Annotated in this window: 15 protein-coding genes and 1 pseudogene; 8 read left to right on the top strand and 8 right to left on the bottom strand. The window is 70.7% G+C overall.

What is annotated here, in order from left to right:
• Positions 1 to 25: 25 nt before the first annotated feature.
• From BN984_RS01035 to BN984_RS01015, 5 genes are all read left to right on the top strand, one after another.
• Positions 26 to 373 (top strand): HalOD1 output domain-containing protein, encoded by a 348-nt coding sequence (locus BN984_RS01035; RefSeq protein WP_008096404.1) that lies wholly within the window; start codon positions 26 to 28, stop codon positions 371 to 373.
• 248 nt (positions 374 to 621) lie between these two features.
• A complete protein-coding gene (locus BN984_RS01030; protein WP_008096406.1) occupies positions 622 to 1,110 on the top strand; it encodes a DUF5810 domain-containing protein in 489 nt (162 codons plus the stop codon).
• Positions 1,111 to 1,134: 24 nt separating this feature from the next.
• Entirely contained in the window at positions 1,135 to 1,638 is a 504-nt protein-coding gene (locus BN984_RS01025; protein ID WP_008096408.1) for a DUF5809 family protein, read from the top strand.
• Positions 1,635 to 2,198, top strand: coding sequence for an NUDIX hydrolase (locus BN984_RS01020; RefSeq protein WP_008096409.1), 564 nt, complete (start codon positions 1,635 to 1,637; stop codon positions 2,196 to 2,198). The genes BN984_RS01025 and BN984_RS01020 overlap by 4 nt, the downstream gene beginning before the upstream one ends.
• The gene (locus BN984_RS01015; RefSeq protein ID WP_049967438.1) at positions 2,199 to 2,549 is read left to right on the top strand and encodes a rhodanese-like domain-containing protein; all 351 of its coding nucleotides are present in this window, start codon (positions 2,199 to 2,201) and stop codon (positions 2,547 to 2,549) included.
• A 124-nt stretch (positions 2,550 to 2,673) separates the two neighbouring features.
• Here the strand turns inward: BN984_RS01015 and yciH are convergent, their stop codons facing one another.
• The 6 genes and pseudogenes from yciH to BN984_RS00985 form a co-directional block, all read right to left on the bottom strand.
• Positions 2,674 to 2,967, bottom strand: a complete 294-nt coding sequence (gene yciH, locus BN984_RS01010; protein ID WP_004976316.1) for a stress response translation initiation inhibitor YciH — start codon at positions 2,965 to 2,967, stop codon at positions 2,674 to 2,676.
• Between the two features lie 66 nt (positions 2,968 to 3,033).
• Entirely contained in the window at positions 3,034 to 4,071 is a 1,038-nt protein-coding gene (locus tag BN984_RS01005; RefSeq protein WP_049967437.1) for a DUF7096 domain-containing protein, read from the bottom strand.
• 147 nt (positions 4,072 to 4,218) lie between these two features.
• A pseudogene (locus BN984_RS01000) lies at positions 4,219 to 5,500 on the bottom strand (helix-turn-helix transcriptional regulator).
• Positions 5,501 to 5,552: 52 nt separating this feature from the next.
• On the bottom strand, positions 5,553 to 7,799 hold the full coding sequence (locus tag BN984_RS00995) for a transglutaminase TgpA family protein (RefSeq protein ID WP_049967436.1): 2,247 nt from the start codon (positions 7,797 to 7,799) through the stop codon (positions 5,553 to 5,555).
• Positions 7,796 to 8,818 carry a DUF58 domain-containing protein gene (locus tag BN984_RS00990; RefSeq protein ID WP_049967435.1) on the bottom strand — a complete coding sequence of 341 codons (1,023 nt, stop codon included), beginning with the start codon at positions 8,816 to 8,818 and terminating at the stop codon, positions 7,796 to 7,798. Before BN984_RS00990 ends, BN984_RS00995 begins: the two co-directional genes overlap by 4 nt.
• A gap of 5 nt (positions 8,819 to 8,823) precedes the next feature.
• Complete coding sequence (locus tag BN984_RS00985; RefSeq protein ID WP_049967434.1) at positions 8,824 to 9,780, bottom strand: AAA family ATPase; 957 nt, start codon at positions 9,778 to 9,780, stop codon at positions 8,824 to 8,826.
• 186 nt (positions 9,781 to 9,966) lie between these two features.
• On the opposite strand from BN984_RS00985, the gene mutS reads away from it, so the two are divergent.
• Together mutS and mutL are read left to right on the top strand one after the other, a co-directional pair.
• Entirely contained in the window at positions 9,967 to 12,690 is a 2,724-nt protein-coding gene (gene mutS / locus BN984_RS00980; protein WP_049967433.1) for a DNA mismatch repair protein MutS, read from the top strand.
• On the top strand, positions 12,687 to 14,378 hold the full coding sequence (mutL, locus tag BN984_RS00975; protein ID WP_049967432.1) for a DNA mismatch repair endonuclease MutL: 1,692 nt from the start codon (positions 12,687 to 12,689) through the stop codon (positions 14,376 to 14,378). Before mutS ends, mutL begins: the two co-directional genes overlap by 4 nt.
• Before the next feature lie 111 nt (positions 14,379 to 14,489).
• On the opposite strand, the gene BN984_RS00970 is transcribed toward mutL, so the two are convergent.
• Entirely contained in the window at positions 14,490 to 14,732 is a 243-nt protein-coding gene (locus BN984_RS00970; RefSeq protein ID WP_049967431.1) for a DUF7573 domain-containing protein, read from the bottom strand.
• Positions 14,733 to 14,886: 154 nt separating this feature from the next.
• Between BN984_RS00970 and BN984_RS00965 the strand changes: the two genes are divergently transcribed.
• Positions 14,887 to 15,123 carry a hypothetical protein gene (locus BN984_RS00965; RefSeq protein ID WP_008096430.1) on the top strand — a complete coding sequence of 79 codons (237 nt, stop codon included), beginning with the start codon at positions 14,887 to 14,889 and terminating at the stop codon, positions 15,121 to 15,123.
• Here BN984_RS00965 and BN984_RS00960 read toward each other — a convergent pair.
• Positions 15,077 to 16,063: a 5,10-methylenetetrahydromethanopterin reductase gene (locus BN984_RS00960; protein ID WP_008096432.1), complete on the bottom strand. Its 987-nt coding sequence runs from the start codon at positions 16,061 to 16,063 to the stop codon at positions 15,077 to 15,079. The two genes, BN984_RS00965 and BN984_RS00960, sit on opposite strands and share 47 nt — an antisense overlap.
• Positions 16,064 to 16,068: the final 5 nt, after the last annotated feature.

Below are 16,068 nucleotides of genomic sequence, written 5' to 3'. Positions count from 1 at the left end.
GCGAGGCGCCGACGCGAACCGAACCATGGACGAAACTCGCGTGTTACCGGGCAACGATGTGGGATGGAATACGGGGGCGACCGACGAGGTCGTCGCCCGACACGACTGGGGCGGACGAGACACCCTCGCGGTGACCGTCGTCACCGCGGCCGCCCAGTTGAAAGACGTGGACGCCGTCAACCTCCCGCCGCTGTCCGAGACTATCGACCCCGACGCGCTCTGCCAACTGTTCGCTCCGCTGGCGCGGACACCGGCGACGGACGGCGGCACCCGCGGGTCGGTCGTCCCATCGCGCGGTCGAATCGGGTTCCGGTACGCTGCCTGCGACGTGACCGTCTGGGCCGACGGAACGGTCATCGTCAAGTCCGCCTGACGCATCGACACACGAACGAATCGGTATCACCACCCACCACCACACGACGCGGCACCGAACGAGGTGCCGCGAGAGCCACCTGTCGCCTGCGACCCACCCACCACCGCGCGGGCGACGCGGCCACATTTCCTTTGACGACCGACGACGCCGACGCGGCGCGATGCGATGCAACGCGACAGAGCACGACGCGACAGAGCACGACGCGAGAGTGCGACGGGTTTTGGTACACAGAGCCGCTACCGGAGGGCATGGGATACGCCTGTCCGGTCTGCGACGCGCCGCAGCGCGACGAGACGCACCTCGCGAACCACCTCGCGTTGCAGGCCATCGTCCACGGCGACGACCACGAGACGTGGCTGGACGAACACGCTCCCGAGTGGGCCGACCTGAACGCCGACTCGCTCGGCCCGCTCGTCTCCGACCTGGCCGAGGAACGGGAGTTCGACGAGGTGTTCGAGGACACGGTCGACCGCACGGGAGGCCGAGGTCACGGTCACGACCACAATCATGGCCACGACATCCCCGACCGACAGCCGCAGCAGTTCGGCGGCTCCGGCGGGTCGCAGTCGCTGTCTGGCGACGCGGCGCGCATCTTCGAGGAGGCGCAGTCGCTCACCCGCGAGATGTACGAGGAGGGAGAAGACGGCGAGGAAACCGGCGACGACGAGCACGCGGGGCGTGACGACGCCGGCGACGCCGACAGTGCCGACGACGACGCGGACAGGAAAGAGTCGTAAGTCCGGGCCCCGAATCGACTGGCGATGGAAACCCACGGGACGATTGCTCCGGCGTCGCTCGACGAGGCCGAGGCCGCCTTCGACCGCGTCGGACCGACCGCACAGGTGGTCGTCCGCGAGACGGCCAAGGCGATGGACTTCGACCGCGAGGAGTACCGAGCGCGCGTGACCGGCGACGTAATCGAGACCGTCCGCAACGCGCTGTTCGCCGAGTCGCTTTCGGTCTCCGTCGGCACGCGCGACGAGTTCGACGACTGGCGCGCGGCCCACGAGCGCTACGAGGTCGTCGAACTCGGCAACCCCGACGTGGACCGCGTCGCGTGGCACGCGGTTCCGTTCGCCGAGACGGTGCTGGCGACGACGTTCCAAAACGAGCGAGACGCCGCCGTCAGTACGCTCCGACGCAACGCCTTCGGCCGCGTCTACCGCGACGCGCTCCTCGGGGAGGAAGCCGAGAGCGACGAGGCGGCCGCGGCCGACGACGACGACGCCGAGACCGACGACGACGCGACCGGAGCAGACCGATGACCGACGACGGCCGCCGTCACGAGCGCCTGCCCGACCCCGAGTGGCGCGTGCTGGAATCCGAAACCGAGTACGAGACCGGCTGGTTCACCGGCGGCTACGACCTCGTCGAACAGCCCAACGGGACCACGAAGCGCTACTACTGGGCCGAACTGGCGACCGCGGTGGTCGTCGTCGCCGTCGCGGACGACCACGTCGTCTTCGTCGAGCAGTACCGGCCGAACATCCGCCAGACCCAGTTCGAACTCCCCGCGGGCGTCGTCGAGAAGGGCGAGTCGTTCACCGACGCCGGACTGCGCGAACTCCGCGAGGAGACCGGCTTCGCCGCCGACTCCGCGTCGGTCATCGGCGACGTGTGGTGTTCGACCGGCGTCCTCCGCCACCGCCGCGGCTTCGTCTTCGCCGAGGGGCTCACGCCGGTCGAACGCGACCTCGACGACAACGAGTTCCTCTCGGTCCGCGCCGTGCCGGTCGAGGAGGCCATCGGGCGAGCGACCGAACCGCCGACGAACGACGCGACCGTCGAGGGCGTCCTCCTCGCCCGCGACGAGGGCCTGCTGTAGATGGTCGACGAAATCTCCCCCGCGGCGGTCGAAGAACTCCTCGACGGAGAGGACCCGCCGCTCGTCGTCGACGTGAGCACCGAGGCCGAGTTCGCGCTCGGGCACGTGCCGGGGAGCATCAACGTCCCGCTTTCCGACCTCGTCTCGCACCTCGACCGCATCGCGGGCGCAGAGCGCATCGTCACCGTCTGTCCGCGGGGCGAGGCGAGCGTGCAGGCCGTCCGCCTGCTTTCGGCCTACGAGGGGACCGAAAACGCCCGTATCGAGAGCATGGCCGGCGGACTCGACGCGTGGGCCGGCCCGCTCGAAGAGGGCATCGACGAGGGCGGGCGCGGCGATGGACGCCGCTGAGCGGCGGCGTCGCTGACGCGTGACGCGGCCGCGGACACGAGCGGTCGGGCGACTGGCGGACTAACGGCTCGTGTGCGCTGATTTGCTTCGAAAAATCTCGACGGCGGGCTAATTCAGAGGTCGGTCACGCGACGTTGAACCCCTTTTCGCGGAGGAAGTCCTCCACGCGGCCGCGGTGGTTGCCTTGGAGTTCGATGGAATCGTCTTCCACGGTTCCACCGCAAGCGAATTTCGACTTCAGGTCCGACGACAAACTGTCCATGTCGACGTCCTTCGGGTCGAATCCCTCGATGACTGTAACCTCTTTTCCGTAGCGGCGCTCGTCGATGCGGATGACTATCTCCTGAGACTCTTTCGCCACGTCCTCGCAGACGCAGAGCTCTTCAGGGAGCCCGCACGTCGAGCAGACTTCCGACATTACAGTGTGGACCTACAGGATGGGGATATTAAACAGTATCGGGAGGCGGGGTCGCCGTCCCCGGCTTCAAGCGCCCGAGTCGTCCGTGGACGACGTTTCCGATTCGTCGTCCGTCGTCGCGTCGTCGGTCGTGGTCGTGCCGTCGTCGTCGGACTGCTCGTCGTCGGTGGTCACCGCGGGGGCGCTCCCGTCGGCGTCCTTCGCCCGCTTGTCGTTTCCGGGCGGCGTCTCCGGGGCGTTGCCGTGGTCACCATCGCCGGACGAGCCCTCGGACGCGTCGTCGGTCACGCCGGTCGCGTCGGTCGCGTTTCCGGCGTCTTCACGAACGTCATCGGCGCGGCCGCTCGCCTCAGAACGCGAGTTTCCCGGGGCATCGCTCCGTCCCGCTTCGTCCGGCCGCCCGTTGCGGTCGGTCTCCGACTCGTTTTCGGCGCGGTCGCGGCCGATTCCCTTTCCGGGGTTCCCCGCGATTTCGCGGGCGATTTCGGCGACTTCGGGGCCGGTGAGTTCGCTCGCGTTCGTGCGGAGCCTATCGAGCTCGGCCGTCTCGACGCCGCGCGCCGAGAGCTCCTCGGCGGGGACCGTCGAGGCGGCGTCAGCCGTCTGGTTCAGCATGCTCCGGGTGCGCTCGATGTCGGCGACCGTCTGGGTCAACCGCGCGCGGTACTGGCCCTCCGAGAGGGTGCCGTTTTCGCGCTGGGCTTCGAGGCGGTCCCTGCGCTGTTCGAGTTCGGTGAGGCGCTCGCGCACCGTCACGACCTGCGTGGCGACGACCGCGGCCTTCGAGGCGTTCGAGTTCGCGTTCGCGAAGCGCGCTTCGAAGGTACGTCGTTCGAGCTCCCCGTCGGTCTCGGAGCCCTGCACGCCGATGACGGCGGACAGGCGCTGACCGGGGAGCGTCACCGACGACGCGGCGCTATCGTTGGCCGCCGTGTCGTTGGTCGCGCTGTCGTTCGCGGTCGTCTGTGCGACGGGAGCGGCGGCCGAGCCATCGGTGGCCGTCAGTCCCATCGGTCCGGCCGGGGCGGCAAGAGCGAGCGGTGCGCCAACCGTCGCCAGCAACACGGCGGCGGCGACGGCGAGCGCAGCGGTTCGTCGACTCATCACTCTCGTTTTGGAACCCCGTTCCGATATAAACGTGCGGTCGTGCCCGCGAATCAACCCCAGTCAACGGCAGTTCGAGCGTCGCATTCGGGTCGCCGCTGTCTTCCGATTAGGGACCGACCACCGACCTAAACGGTCGTAAGATATTTATTCACCGTTCGCGTCGCCGCCGTCCTCGTCCGCGTCGTCTTCTGGCAGACGGAGGACGTTCTCGCGGCCGAGGCGGAAGCCCTCGATGGTTCCCTCGTCGCGCATTCCGCGGACGACCTTGCTCGTCTTCGCGTCGGTCCAGTCGAGCGCGCCGGCGACCTCCTGTTGCTTGATGCGGCCGCCGCGGGAGGGACTCGATGAGCCGGAGGACGCGCTCTTCGTTGCTGAGGAGTTCCGGCGGCGGACTCGGCTCGCCGTCCTCGTCGCCCGCGTTGGAGTCGTCGTCGGGTTCGTCTGCACCGGCTCCGGCGCTCGCCGCGGCGGTCGCTGCGTCGTCGGCCGCCGCCGAGTCGGCTTCGCCCGCGCTCGCGGCGGCCGAGTCGGTGGACGCGCCGGCGTCCGTACTGCCAGCCGCGCCGGCCACGTTTGCGCCGCCGTTGCCGCCGTCGCCGCCGCCAAGCGCGCCGCGCGAGCGGAGATAGAGCGCGCCGGCACCGACGAGGACGACGAGGACGAGCGCGATGAGCGCGGTCGTCGTCGGGAACGGGTCGTCGTCCGCGACGGGCGTCTCGGAGTCTGTCGGGGTCGCCGTCGCCGTCACCGTCGTTCCGGAGCCGCCAGCGCCGCGTTCGAGGACGACGTTCGGCTCGCCCGAGACGAACTCGGTCTGGGAGCCGCGCCAGATGACCGTGTTTTCTCGCGTCTCGTCGCCCGCTGGTTCGACGGTCGCCGCGCCGTACTCGTCGGGCCACGAGAGGATGAGCCGGGAGCTACTGTCGAGGAAGAAGCCCTCGATGGCGTCGCCGACGACGAGGCGGTCGCCGTCGACCGCCGCGAAGTTGGACCACTCGAAGGAGTAGGAGACGACGCCGAAGCTATCGGGGAGCGACCGCGTCTCCGCCGAGACCGAGACGTTCGTGGCAGCCATCTCCCGGCCGGTGGCGTTCTCGGCGGCCCCGACGGTCGAGGCGATGCGCTCCGCGAACGCCGAGGTGTAGTCGTCCGGGTTGGCCCGCACGTCGTCTCGGAGCGACTGGAAGGCCTCGGTCGTGTTCTCGTCGTCGAGCCGGGTCCAGTACTGAATCTCCCAGCGGGCGTCGCCGCTCTCGGAGACCTCGACGACGATTCGCGTGCTGTCCGGTTCGACGCCCTGTTGGACGAGCGGTTCGACGCCCGGACCGCTCGCCGGCGCCTCCTGTGCGGCCGCGGTCGGGGCGACCACGGCGAGCACGCAGAGGGCGGCACACAGGACTGCGAAGACAGCGTCTCGTGTCGCCATTGAGCGTTCGTGCGAGCGCACGCAGAAAAAGTGACGCGGTTCTTCGCGCCGCTCAGTCCGCCCAGCGTCTGACGAGCGGCAGACGAGCGCGGACGACGGCGTTCGCCGCGGCCACGGCCTCGTCTGCGTCGGCGCGGGTGACGCCGTCGCCGTACTTGGCGCGCTCGTAGCGTCGGCCGACCTGTCGGGTCCGCTCGTCCACGCCGACCCGGGAGAGCGAATCGAGGTACGCCCTGACCGTCTCGCCGGGGCGGCGCGGGCGGTAGTCGCGTTCGAGAGCGAGTTCGAGGCGGTCGTACGCCCGGAACACGTCGTCTGCCGGCGAGTCGGTGCGCCGCTGATACGCCGCGGTGGCGAACCGGAGCTGCGCCGGGAGCCGGGTCCGCCTGACGCCGGCCACGACGCCGAGGAGGCCGACGAGACCGACGAATATCGTCTCCCGCGACGGCATCTCGGGGACGAGTCCGCCGTCCTCGTCCTCCTCGGTCGTGCCGTCGCCTGTGGGCGTGATGCCGAGACGCTCGTCGATGTTGGGGCCCGGTGCGTTGCTGTCGATGGGCGTCCCGTTCGGCTCGGACCCGTTTTCGGTCGGCGTCTCGGTGTCGTTCGCGGTCGTCGTGGGCTGTTCGGTCTCGTTGGACTCGGCGTTCGTCTCGTTGGTGTCGACGCCCAGTCGACCCTCGTTTCGGGCGTCGCTGAGGGTGGTCGACTCCGCGTCCTGCCGGGGGCCGGCGGGCGTCGGGTCGAAGCGGACCCAGCCGGTGTCCTCGAAGTAGACTTCGACCCACGCGTGGGAGTCGAGGCCGCGGACGACGTAGCGGTCGCCGTCGACGCGCTCGCCGGTCGTGTAGCCGGTGACGAAGCGCGCGGGGACGCCCTCCGAGCGGAGCAGCACCACCATCGTCGAGGCGTAGTAGGTGCAGTAGCCGGCGTCCATCTCGAAGAGGAACGACTCGGCGATGTCGCCGTCGGGACGGGACACCCGGAGCGAGTACTCCTTGTTGGCTTCGAGCCACTCCTCGACGGCGACGGCCTTGTCGTACGGGGTCTCCGCGTCGCCCGTTATCTCGGCGGCGCGGTCGCGGACGCGGTCGGACGTGCTGTCGGGGAGTGCGAGATACCGCTCGCGAATCTCGTCGGGGTAGTCGGTGCCCGTCCGCCGGAGCGACGCCGCGGTGTACTGCGGGACGGCGCTCGTGACGTTGTAGGTCTCGCCGATTTCGACGGCTCGGTCGGGTCGGAGGTTCCCCTGCTGGGTGACGAGCGTCTCGTTTTCGATGTCGCCGGAGACGGCGACGGGCCGCCACGCCGCGGGCATGGAGTCGAGCGGCGTCGCCGGCGTGACGGTCTGGCGGACCAAGCGCGACGGCCCCTCGGGGCCGGCCAATCGACCGCCCTCGTAGTCGCGGGTGTCGCCCGTTCTGACCCAACCGTCGCCGGTGTACCGGTCGAACGTCGCCGTCTGCCAGTAGTCCGGCGAGGTGCTCTGGACCTCGAAGCGGACCTGCGGCGAGAGGCTGATGCTCCCGACGATGGAGATGCGGTCGTCAGCGCTCACGAGGCTGGCCTCGACGGTCGGCTGTTCGGCCACGCCCTCGTCGGGGATGACCGGCGACCCGCCCGCGCCGGGGAGGACCGTGACGGTGGCCGAGAGGACGACCATCGCGGCGAGGACGACCGTCAGCACGTCGAGTTGGCCGCCTGCGCTCCCGAAGCGGTCGATGCCGTCGAAGCCGACTGCGGCCATGCCCGCGCCGACGCCGAGGAGCGTGAGCGTCCCCGTCGCGTCGGTGGTGAGGACGAACAGGCCGAGGCCGCTCCCGGCGACCGCGACGGCCGGCGCGATTCGTCCGCGGATCGCGAGGTACCACGCGAGGAACACCGGGCCGGGCGTCACCGCGAGCGCCCACACGTCGGCCGACAGGAGTCGGAGCGCCGAGAGGCCGCTGAGGAGCGCGAACGTGTCGGCCAGCAGTCGCTCCGGCGAGAGTAACGCGACTTGGCTCTCGGGGAGCGCGAGGAAGTACGCCGCGAAGCCGCCGGCGGCGATGAGGGCCGCGAGGCCGAGGGCGTAGCGGGGGCGGAGCGTCCAGCCCACGACGGTCGCGAGGGCGAGCGTCCCCGCGGCGAGGAGGACGAACTGGTCGCGGCGACCCACGACGTTCGTGATGTCGTAGACGACCGCGAGGAACGCGCCGACGAGGACCAGCGAGGCCGCCGTCGCGAGGAGGTCGGCGGGGACGCCGAAGACGGTGTTCGTCGGCGAATTTGACGGCGACGATGCGTTCGCGGTCGTCACGCCGACACCCCCGAGTCGGCACCGCGGGTTCCGACGCGACTCGTCGGAGTCGACGACTCCACCGCGTCGCGCTCGGCGCGCAGGCGGTCGAACGTGGTCTCGCGGCCGCCGAGCGCGACGTGGGTCTTCCCGGCGTCGCCGCTGACGACGACCTCGGCGGTCTCGTCGGGGACCGACCCCGACCGGAGCCGCGAGAGGTGGACGAGGACGCGCCGGCGGTCGCCGGGCGTCGCCTCCACGGTCCCCGCGGGCGAGGTGAGGTGAACCGGAACGCCGGCGTCGAGAAGCGCACAGCAGAGCGTCGCGGCCGCCTCCGCCGCGTCGTCCTCGTGGCCGTCGGTCGCGCCGGTGGAGACGCGAACCGCGTCGGCCGTGACCCGGTCGGAGTAGGCTTTCACCATGAGGTCGCCGGACTTGGCGCTCGACTTCCAGTGGATGTCGCGGAGCGGGTCGCCGGGGACGTACTCGCGCAGGCGGTCGAACTCGGCGCGTTCGTCGGTGCGCCCCGCGTCGGCGAGCGCCGAGAGATCTCGCCGGGCCGCCGCCCCGAGCGACCGGACCCGCGGGAAGACGAGCACTTCGGCCGTCCCGCCGGCGGTGAACGACTTCGAGAACAGCCCGAGGATGTCGCGGGCGACGACGGTCGCCGGGCCGAGCGTCGCCGGGCCGCGACCGCGGTAGGTCACCTCGTAGTCGACGCGGCCGTCGCCGACGACCGAGTCGACCGCGGTGTCGCCGTCGAGACCGGACGAGAGCGCGTCGGTCGTGGTCGCCGGAAACGGCCTGTCGGCGTCGAGGTCGAGCGAGACGGTGTGGGTCTCGCCGGGGAAGCCGTCGTCGGGCGCGACGCGCTCGACGCGGGGCGGCGAGACGCGCCAGACCTGCACCGCGCCGACGACGAGGCCGACGGCGACCGGAACGACGACCGCGTTGAGCGCCCGCGGGCCGTAGGCGACGGCGTTGGCGACGCCGACGACCACGACCGCGACGGCGACCCAGCCGCGGAGGGTGAGCTTCATGGGTCTCACTCGACCGCGACGGTATCGAGCGCCCGCTCGACCACGTCGCGGCCGGAGCGCTCGTCGGTCGTCCGGACGCGGTGGGCCCAGACGCTCCGCACCTCGCGCTGGACGTCGTCGGGGACGACGTAGTCACGGGCGTCGAGGGCGGCGCGGGCCTGCGCGGCGCGCACGAGGGCGATGGAACCGCGGGGACTCACGCCGAGGTCGGCGCGCGCTCTGGTGTCGGCCGCGAGCCGAGAGACGTAGCGCCGGACCGGCTCGCTCACCGTCACGTCGAGGATGCGCTCGCGGGCATCGCGCACGTCACCGGCCGACGCGACCGGTTCGAGCGACTCGATGGGGTGGTGTCCCGAGACGCGGCCGAGCAGTTCCGTCTCCTCGGCCTCGTTGGGGTAGCCGAGGTGAATCTTCTTCATGAACCGGTCGAGTTCGGCCAGCGGGAGGTCGTACGTTCGGTCGGGTTCCACGTCGTTCTGGGTGGCGATGACGGTGAAGGGGTCGGGGACGCGGCGGGTGACGCCGTCGACCGTGACCTGTCGCTCCTCCATAACTTCGAGGAGGGCGGCCTGCGTCTTCGGTGGCGCGCGGTTTATCTCGTCGCCGAGGACGACGTTCCCGAAGACCGGCCCCTCGCGGAACTCGAACTCGCTCGTCTGTTGGTTGAACACGTTCACACCCGTCACGTCGGACGGGAGGAGGTCGGGCGTAAACTGGATGCGCTCGAACTCCCCCTCTATCGAGGTGGCGATGGCGCGGGCGAGCATCGTCTTGCCGACGCCCGGCACGTCCTCCAAGAGGAGGTGACCGCGGGCGAACAGCGCCACGATGATGTCTTCGATGGCGTCGTGGTGGCCGACGATGACGCGTTCGACGTTCTCGGAGATTCGTGTCGCGAGGTCCGACACCGCCTCGACCGAGAGCGCGGGGTCGAAGTCGGCGTCTGCATGTGCATCAGTCATTGATATCCCGGATTACCCGCCGACCGTGCCGAGAGGGACGACGGGTCTCTGTGTGCTATTATTGCTTCAGTCTACCTAACCTTGCTGGGTGTGTGCACGACCCAGTCCGGGCGGTGGTTCGGGCAAACGGCCGCCGACCGCGTCGTTCCCGGCCGTTTTTATTGCTCGGCCGCCCGCCTTGTGAGTATGAACGCGGACGCCCAGCGGGAGGCGGTGTACGGCGCGCCGCCGGAGATGCTGGAAGTGCGGGACGACCTGACGCCGATGCTCTCGCAGTACGCCGACCTCTGTGAGGAACACGACGACGCGGTCGTGCTGTTTCAGGTCGGCGACTTCTACGAGGCGTTCTGCGGCGCGGCGGAGGCCGTCGCCCGCACCTGCGAGGTGACGCTGACCCAGCGCGAGGACTCCACCGGGACGTGGCCGATGGCGGGCATCCCCATCGACAACGCCGCGGGCTACCTCGAACGCCTGCTCGACGCCGGCTACCGGGTCGCGCTCGCGGAGCAGGTCGAGGACGCCGAGGAGGCGTCCGGCCTCGTGGACCGCGCGGTCACCCAACTCATCACGCCCGGCACCGTCGTCGACGAGGAACTGCTCGACGCCGGGCGGGCGACCTACCTCGGCGCGGTCGCTCGGGGCGGCGGCGACGCCGACGCCGACACCTACGGCCTCGCCGTCGTGGACGTCTCGACCGGCGAGTGTCTCGTCACCGGGGCGGACCGCGCGCTGGCGCTCGAAGAACTGGAGCGACTCGCGCCCGCCGAACTCGTCGTCGGCCCCGACTGCGACCTCCCGGACCTCTCGTTCGACCCGATGGAGACGCCGTTCGAACCGGGGGCGTTCGACGTCGACGCGGCCCGCGAAACGCTGTCGGCCTACGCGCCCCGGCCGGACGCCGTGGTCGAGTCGAACGCCGAACTCCGAGCGGTCGGCGCGGCGCTCGCCTACGCCGAGTACGCCCAGGGCGACTCGAAACTGGAGTACGTCACCCGCGTCACGCGGTTCGACCCTCGCGAATTCCTCCAACTCGACGCGACGGCCATCCGGAGCCTCGAACTGTTCGAGTCGCGGAGCGCCCGCGCCGGAAGCACGCTGTTTTCGGTCCTCGACGAGACGGCCTGCGCGCTCGGCCGTCGCCGACTGGAGGCGTGGCTCCGCCGCCCGCTCGTCGACCGCGACGAAATCGAGGCCCGACTGGACGCCGTGGACGCCCTCTGCGACGACGCGCTCGCCCGCACCGACCTGCGAGAACATCTCTCGTCGGTGTACGACCTCGAACGACTGGTCGCCCGCGTCTCCCGCGAGCGCGCCGACGCCCGCGACCTGCGCTCCCTGAAGACGACGCTCGACCGGGTTCCGGAGGTCCGCGAGGCGCTCGCCGGAACCGATTCCGACCTCCTCGCGGACCTCCGCGACTCGCTGGACGAACTCGAAGACGTGCGCGACCTCGTCGGCGACGCGGTCGTCTCCGACCCGCCGCAGGAGATTACGGAAGGCGGCGTCATCGCGGACGGCTTCGACGCCGAGTTGGACGACATCCGCGGCACCGCCGAGGCGGGCCGCGAGTGGGTGTCGAACCTCGAAGCCCGCGAGCAGGAGCGCACCGGCATCGACTCGCTCGAAGTCGGCTACAATCAGGTCCACGGCTACTACATCGAGGTGACGAACCCGAACCTCGACCGCGTCCCCGACGACTACCGGCGCCGCCAGACGCTGAAGAACTCGGAACGGTTCTACACGCCCGAACTGAAGGAGCGCGAAGACGAGATTCTCCGCGCCTCGGACCGCGCCGACGCCCTCGAATACGACCTGTTCTGCGAGGTTCGCGCCGACGTGGCGACCGAATCCGCCCGGATTCAGGCCGTCGCGGACGCCCTCGCCGACCTCGACGTGCTCCGAACCCTCGCGGACGTGGCGGTCGCGAACGACTACGCCCGCCCCGAGTTCCGCGCGGGCGGCGTCGGCGATGGTGGCATCCACATCGACGCCGGCAGACATCCCGTCGTCGAGCGCGCACAGGACGAGTTCGTCCCGAACCCCGCCGACCTCCCGCGGGGGAGCGTCGCACTCGTCACCGGCCCCAACATGTCCGGGAAATCCACGTACATGCGGCAGGTCGCGCTCGTCTGCGTCCTCGCGCAGGTCGGGAGCTTCGTCCCCGCAGAGTCGGCCCGACTGCCGGTCCTCGACCGCGTGTTCACCCGCATCGGCGCGTCCGACGACATCGCAGGCGGGCAGTCCACGTTCATGCGCGAGATGAGCGAACTGACCGAAATCCTCCACAACGCCACCGGCGACTCGCTGGTCCTCCTCGACGAGGTCGGCCGCGGCACCTCCACCGCCGACGGCCTCGCCATCGCCCGCGCGGCCACCGAGTTCCTGCACGACGAGGTCGGCGCGACGACGCTCTTTGCGACCCACTACCACGACCTCACCGACGCGGCCGACGACCGCGAGGGCGTGTTCAACCTCCATTTCACCGCCGCGCGGCGCGACGGCGAGGTCACGTTCCTCCACAGCGTCGCCGACGGTCCCTCCTCGTCGTCCTACGGGGTCGAAGTGGCGCAGTTGGCCGGCGTGCCGGCGAGCGTGGTCGAGCGGGCGCGAGACCTCGTTGACGAAACCGAGACCGACGCCGAGAGCACAGCGGTAGACGGCGTCGCCGCCGCGAACGGCGAGTCCGAGGCGGCGGCCGAAGACGGCACGCTCGCGGCCTACGTCGATGGGTTGGAGAACGGCCACCGAGAGACCGAGAATCCGAACCGAGCAACTGCGACGACCGCGACGGCCGAGCCGACCCCCGAACTCGAAGCCGTCGCCGAGGCGCTCCGCGAGGCCGACCTCGCGGACACCACGCCGCTGGCGGCGCTGAACCTCCTCTCCGACCTCAAAGGGAAGCTCGAATGATTCGCCGACTCGACCCGGGGACGCGCTCGAAAATCGCCGCCGGCGAGGTCGTCGCCCGCCCCGCGAGCGTCGCGGTCGAACTGGTGGAAAACGCCCTCGACGCCGGCGCGGAGACCGTCGAAATCGAGGTCGACGGCGACGGGACCGACCGAATCCGCGTCGCCGACGACGGCCGCGGAATGGCCGAGTCCGACGCCGCGCTCGCGGTCGAACGACACACGACGAGCAAACTCTCGGCGGCCGACGACCTCGAAACCGTCGAGACGCTCGGCTTCCGGGGCGAGGCGCTCCCGAGCATCGCCGCGGCCGCCGCCCGCCTCGAACTGACGACGAACGACGGCGGTCCGCGCGGGACGCGAGTCGTCGTCGACGGTGCCGAGAACGCGACCGACGGCGAACACGGCAAGACCGTCTCACCCGCAGGTCGGGCGCGCGGGACGACCGTCGAAGTGACCGGCCTCTTTTCTGACCGGCCGGCGCGGAAGAAGTCGCTCGCGTCGCCGAAAGCCGAGTTCGCCCGCGTCTCGGCGGTCGTCACGCGCTACGCGCTCACGCGGCCGAACGTGCGGTTCGTCCTGCGGCACGACGGCCGCGAGACGCTCGCGACGCCCGGCACCGACCGCTTCGCCGACGCGCTCTTGGCGGTGTACGGCCGCGACGCCGCGGGCCACGCCTCGACGTTCGAGTCGTCGCGGGACGTCTCGGCGGCCGGCGAGACGACCACGGTCGAAGTCGACGGCGCGCTCTGTCACCCGGAGGTGACGCGCTCCCGACGCGACCACGTCCACGTCTCGGTCAACGGCCGCGCCCTCGCCGAACCGCGACTCCGCCGGGCGGTCGCCGACGGCTACGGGACGCTCCTGCCCGACGGGCGCGAACCGGTCGGCGTCGTCCGACTCCGTCTACCGCCCGGATGGGTCGACCACAACGTCCACCCCGCGAAGGACGAGGTGGGGTTCAGAGACGCCGACGCGGTCGCCGAGGCGGTCGAAGCGAGCGTCCGCGACGCGCTCTCGACGGCCGACCTCCGGCGGAGCGGCGAGGTGGCGATGGACCTCGATAGCTCGCTCGCGCCCGTCGAGGCCGCGTCGGTGTTCGACGACCGCCGCGTCATCGGGCGCTTCCGCGGCCTGTACCTGCTCTGTGAGGCCGGCGACGAACTCCTCGTCGTCGACCAGCACGCGGCCCACGAGCGCATCAACTACGAGCGACTCCGCGAGGCGGTCGAGTCGGCGGGTATCGACGCCGTCCCCGTCGACCCGCCGGCGACCGTCTCGCTGTCGCCGACCGACGCGGCGCTCCTCGACGCGAACCGCGACCTCGTGGAGAAACTGGGCTTCCGCGTCGCCGAGTTCGGCGGTGGGAGCGGGAGCGGCACCTACCGCGTCGAGGCCGTGCCCGCGCCGCTCGGCCGGCCGTTCGCACCCGACGCGCTCGCGGACGTGGTCGCCGACATTGCCACCGGCGACGACGCCGACCCGCGGGACGAACTCCTCAAAGACCTCGCGTGCCATCCGTCGATAAAAGCTGGCGACGACCTCACAGACGACGAGGCCGCGCGACTGGTCGAGCGACTCGGGTCGTGCGAGACGCCCTACACCTGTCCGCACGGCCGACCCACGGTGCTCGCCATCGACGAGGAGACGTTCGTCCGCGGGTTCGGCCGGCGAAGCGGTCGGCTCGGATAGCGCTCGGCGGGCACAACGTTGCCGAGCCACCCGGACGCTGTCGTGCGAAGTGGCGCAGTAGCCGGTGCAGAGAAGGTTACGGCATAGTTACCGGCTCGTTGCGCCCGGCCGCTACCAGTCCTTGCAGTCCAGACAGACGTACTCGTCGCCGTCGAGCCACCGCTTTCGCACCGACTCGCCGCACTGCGGGCACGCCGTGGCTTCGGGCGTCCACCGGTAGGTGGCGAGGGTGCTCACGTCGCGGCCGTCGGGGGCGTCGGCGACGTCGGAACCGTCAGCGTCGTCGTCGACCGTCGGTTCGTCGGCCGCTTCGTCGTCGCCGCCGGCGAAGTCGTCGAGCGAGCGGTTCGGCATGACTCAGCGTCCGTGGGCGCGGTCCTTATCGGTGCCGACCGAGCCACGCCGCAGACGGCCGCCACGAACCGCGGGGTGGCGAGAGGCTCGCCGGACCGAGCGAGCGCCGTGCGAAACCCACACAATCAATACCCCCGAATCCCGAGAGTCGCGCATGGCAACACTCACGGACTTCGTCATCGCGCTCCTCACGAGCGTCCTCGAACTGGTGGTGACCTTCGCCGACGTGGCGCTGAGCGACCCGCTTTCGACGGTGAGTTTCCTCTTCGGCAACGTCTTCATCCTCTTCGCTGTCGGCATGTTCGCCTACCTCGCCCTCGGCGCAATCGGCGCGGAACTCGGCATTATCGGCGTCGGCTCGTCGACCGGTAGGCCGCCGCAGCGAGAGTAATCGCTTCTTCGAGGTCGGGGCCGACCGGCGACCCGACCACGACGCCCTCGGCGTGTTCGAGCACCGCGTCCATCCGGTCGGCCACGTCGTCCGGCGTGCCGGCCATCGAGAAGGCGTCTATCATCGCCGGCGTGACGAGGCCGAACGCCTCGGAGAACGCGCCGGCGGAAATCTTTTCGCCGATGTCACCCGCGAGGTCGGCGTCGATGCCGTGTCTGTCGAGGACCGGCGGGGCCGCCCCCGCAGTGATAAAGGCGACCGGCGGGCGCGCGGCCTCGCGGGCCGCCGCCTCGTCCTCCGAGACGGAGACGCTGGCGTAGGCGGCGAGGGAGAACTCGCCGCGCGAGTCGGGGCGGTCCTCGACGCCGATATCGACCTGTTCTCTGGCCCACGCGAGGTCGTCGGGGTGCGAGCCGTTGAACAGCAGGCCGTCGGCGTGCTTGCCGGCCATGCGACACATGTGCGGGCCCTCGCCGCCGACGTACACCGGCACCTCGCCGGGCACCTCGAAGTTGAGGCCGGCGTCGGTCGCCTCGAACGTGCCGTCGTGGGTGACGCGCTCGCCGTCCCAGAGCCGCTGTGCGACCTTGAACGCCTCCAGCACGGAGCGGAGGCCGCGCTCGTCTTCGAGGCCGAGGTTGCGGAGCGTCGAGGGGTCGCCGGGGCCGATGCCGAGGAGGCCGCGGCCGCCGGATGCCTCGGCGACGGTCGCCACCTTGCCGGCGAGCGTTACGGGGTGTAGCTCGTAGGGGTTGGCGACGCCGGGGCCGAGGCGGATGTCGTCGGTCTCGGCCGCGAGCCGCGCGAGGACCGCGAAGGGGTCGCGGTTGTTGTAGTGACACGAGACGAACAGGGAGTCGTAGCCCTCGCGTTCCGCCTGCGTGCCCAGTTCGACGAGGTCGTCGACGGGATGTTCCGGGGTGAGTTCGAGTCCGAGCATGGTGT

The organism is Haloferax prahovense (assembly GCF_000723845.1).
GTDB classification, from domain to species: Archaea; Halobacteriota; Halobacteria; order Halobacteriales; family Haloferacaceae; genus Haloferax; species Haloferax prahovense.
The sequence above is the reverse complement of the archived record's forward strand: the minus strand, read 5'-3'. Positions and strand labels throughout refer to the sequence as shown.

What these genes read in the sequence shown, in the direction of transcription:
- mutS (WP_049967433.1), top strand. Translation starts at nt 9,967, where the DNA reads ATGAACGCGGACGCCCAGCGGGAGGCGGTGTACGGCGCGCCGCCGGAG.
- BN984_RS01025 (WP_008096408.1), top strand. Translation starts at nt 1,135, where the DNA reads ATGGAAACCCACGGGACGATTGCTCCGGCGTCGCTCGACGAGGCCGAG.
- BN984_RS01005 (WP_049967437.1), bottom strand. Translation starts at nt 4,071, where the DNA reads ATGAGTCGACGAACCGCTGCGCTCGCCGTCGCCGCCGCCGTGTTGCTG.
- BN984_RS00990 (WP_049967435.1), bottom strand. Translation starts at nt 8,818, where the DNA reads ATGAAGCTCACCCTCCGCGGCTGGGTCGCCGTCGCGGTCGTGGTCGTC.
- BN984_RS00965 (WP_008096430.1), top strand. Translation starts at nt 14,887, where the DNA reads ATGGCAACACTCACGGACTTCGTCATCGCGCTCCTCACGAGCGTCCTC.
- yciH (WP_004976316.1), bottom strand. Translation starts at nt 2,967, where the DNA reads ATGTCGGAAGTCTGCTCGACGTGCGGGCTCCCTGAAGAGCTCTGCGTC.
- BN984_RS01020 (WP_008096409.1), top strand. Translation starts at nt 1,635, where the DNA reads ATGACCGACGACGGCCGCCGTCACGAGCGCCTGCCCGACCCCGAGTGG.
- BN984_RS00960 (WP_008096432.1), bottom strand. Translation starts at nt 16,063, where the DNA reads ATGCTCGGACTCGAACTCACCCCGGAACATCCCGTCGACGACCTCGTC.
- BN984_RS00985 (WP_049967434.1), bottom strand. Translation starts at nt 9,780, where the DNA reads ATGACTGATGCACATGCAGACGCCGACTTCGACCCCGCGCTCTCGGTC.
- BN984_RS01030 (WP_008096406.1), top strand. Translation starts at nt 622, where the DNA reads ATGGGATACGCCTGTCCGGTCTGCGACGCGCCGCAGCGCGACGAGACG.
- BN984_RS01015 (WP_049967438.1), top strand. Translation starts at nt 2,199, where the DNA reads ATGGTCGACGAAATCTCCCCCGCGGCGGTCGAAGAACTCCTCGACGGA.
- mutL (WP_049967432.1), top strand. Translation starts at nt 12,687, where the DNA reads ATGATTCGCCGACTCGACCCGGGGACGCGCTCGAAAATCGCCGCCGGC.
- BN984_RS01035 (WP_008096404.1), top strand. Translation starts at nt 26, where the DNA reads ATGGACGAAACTCGCGTGTTACCGGGCAACGATGTGGGATGGAATACG.
- BN984_RS00970 (WP_049967431.1), bottom strand. Translation starts at nt 14,732, where the DNA reads ATGCCGAACCGCTCGCTCGACGACTTCGCCGGCGGCGACGACGAAGCG.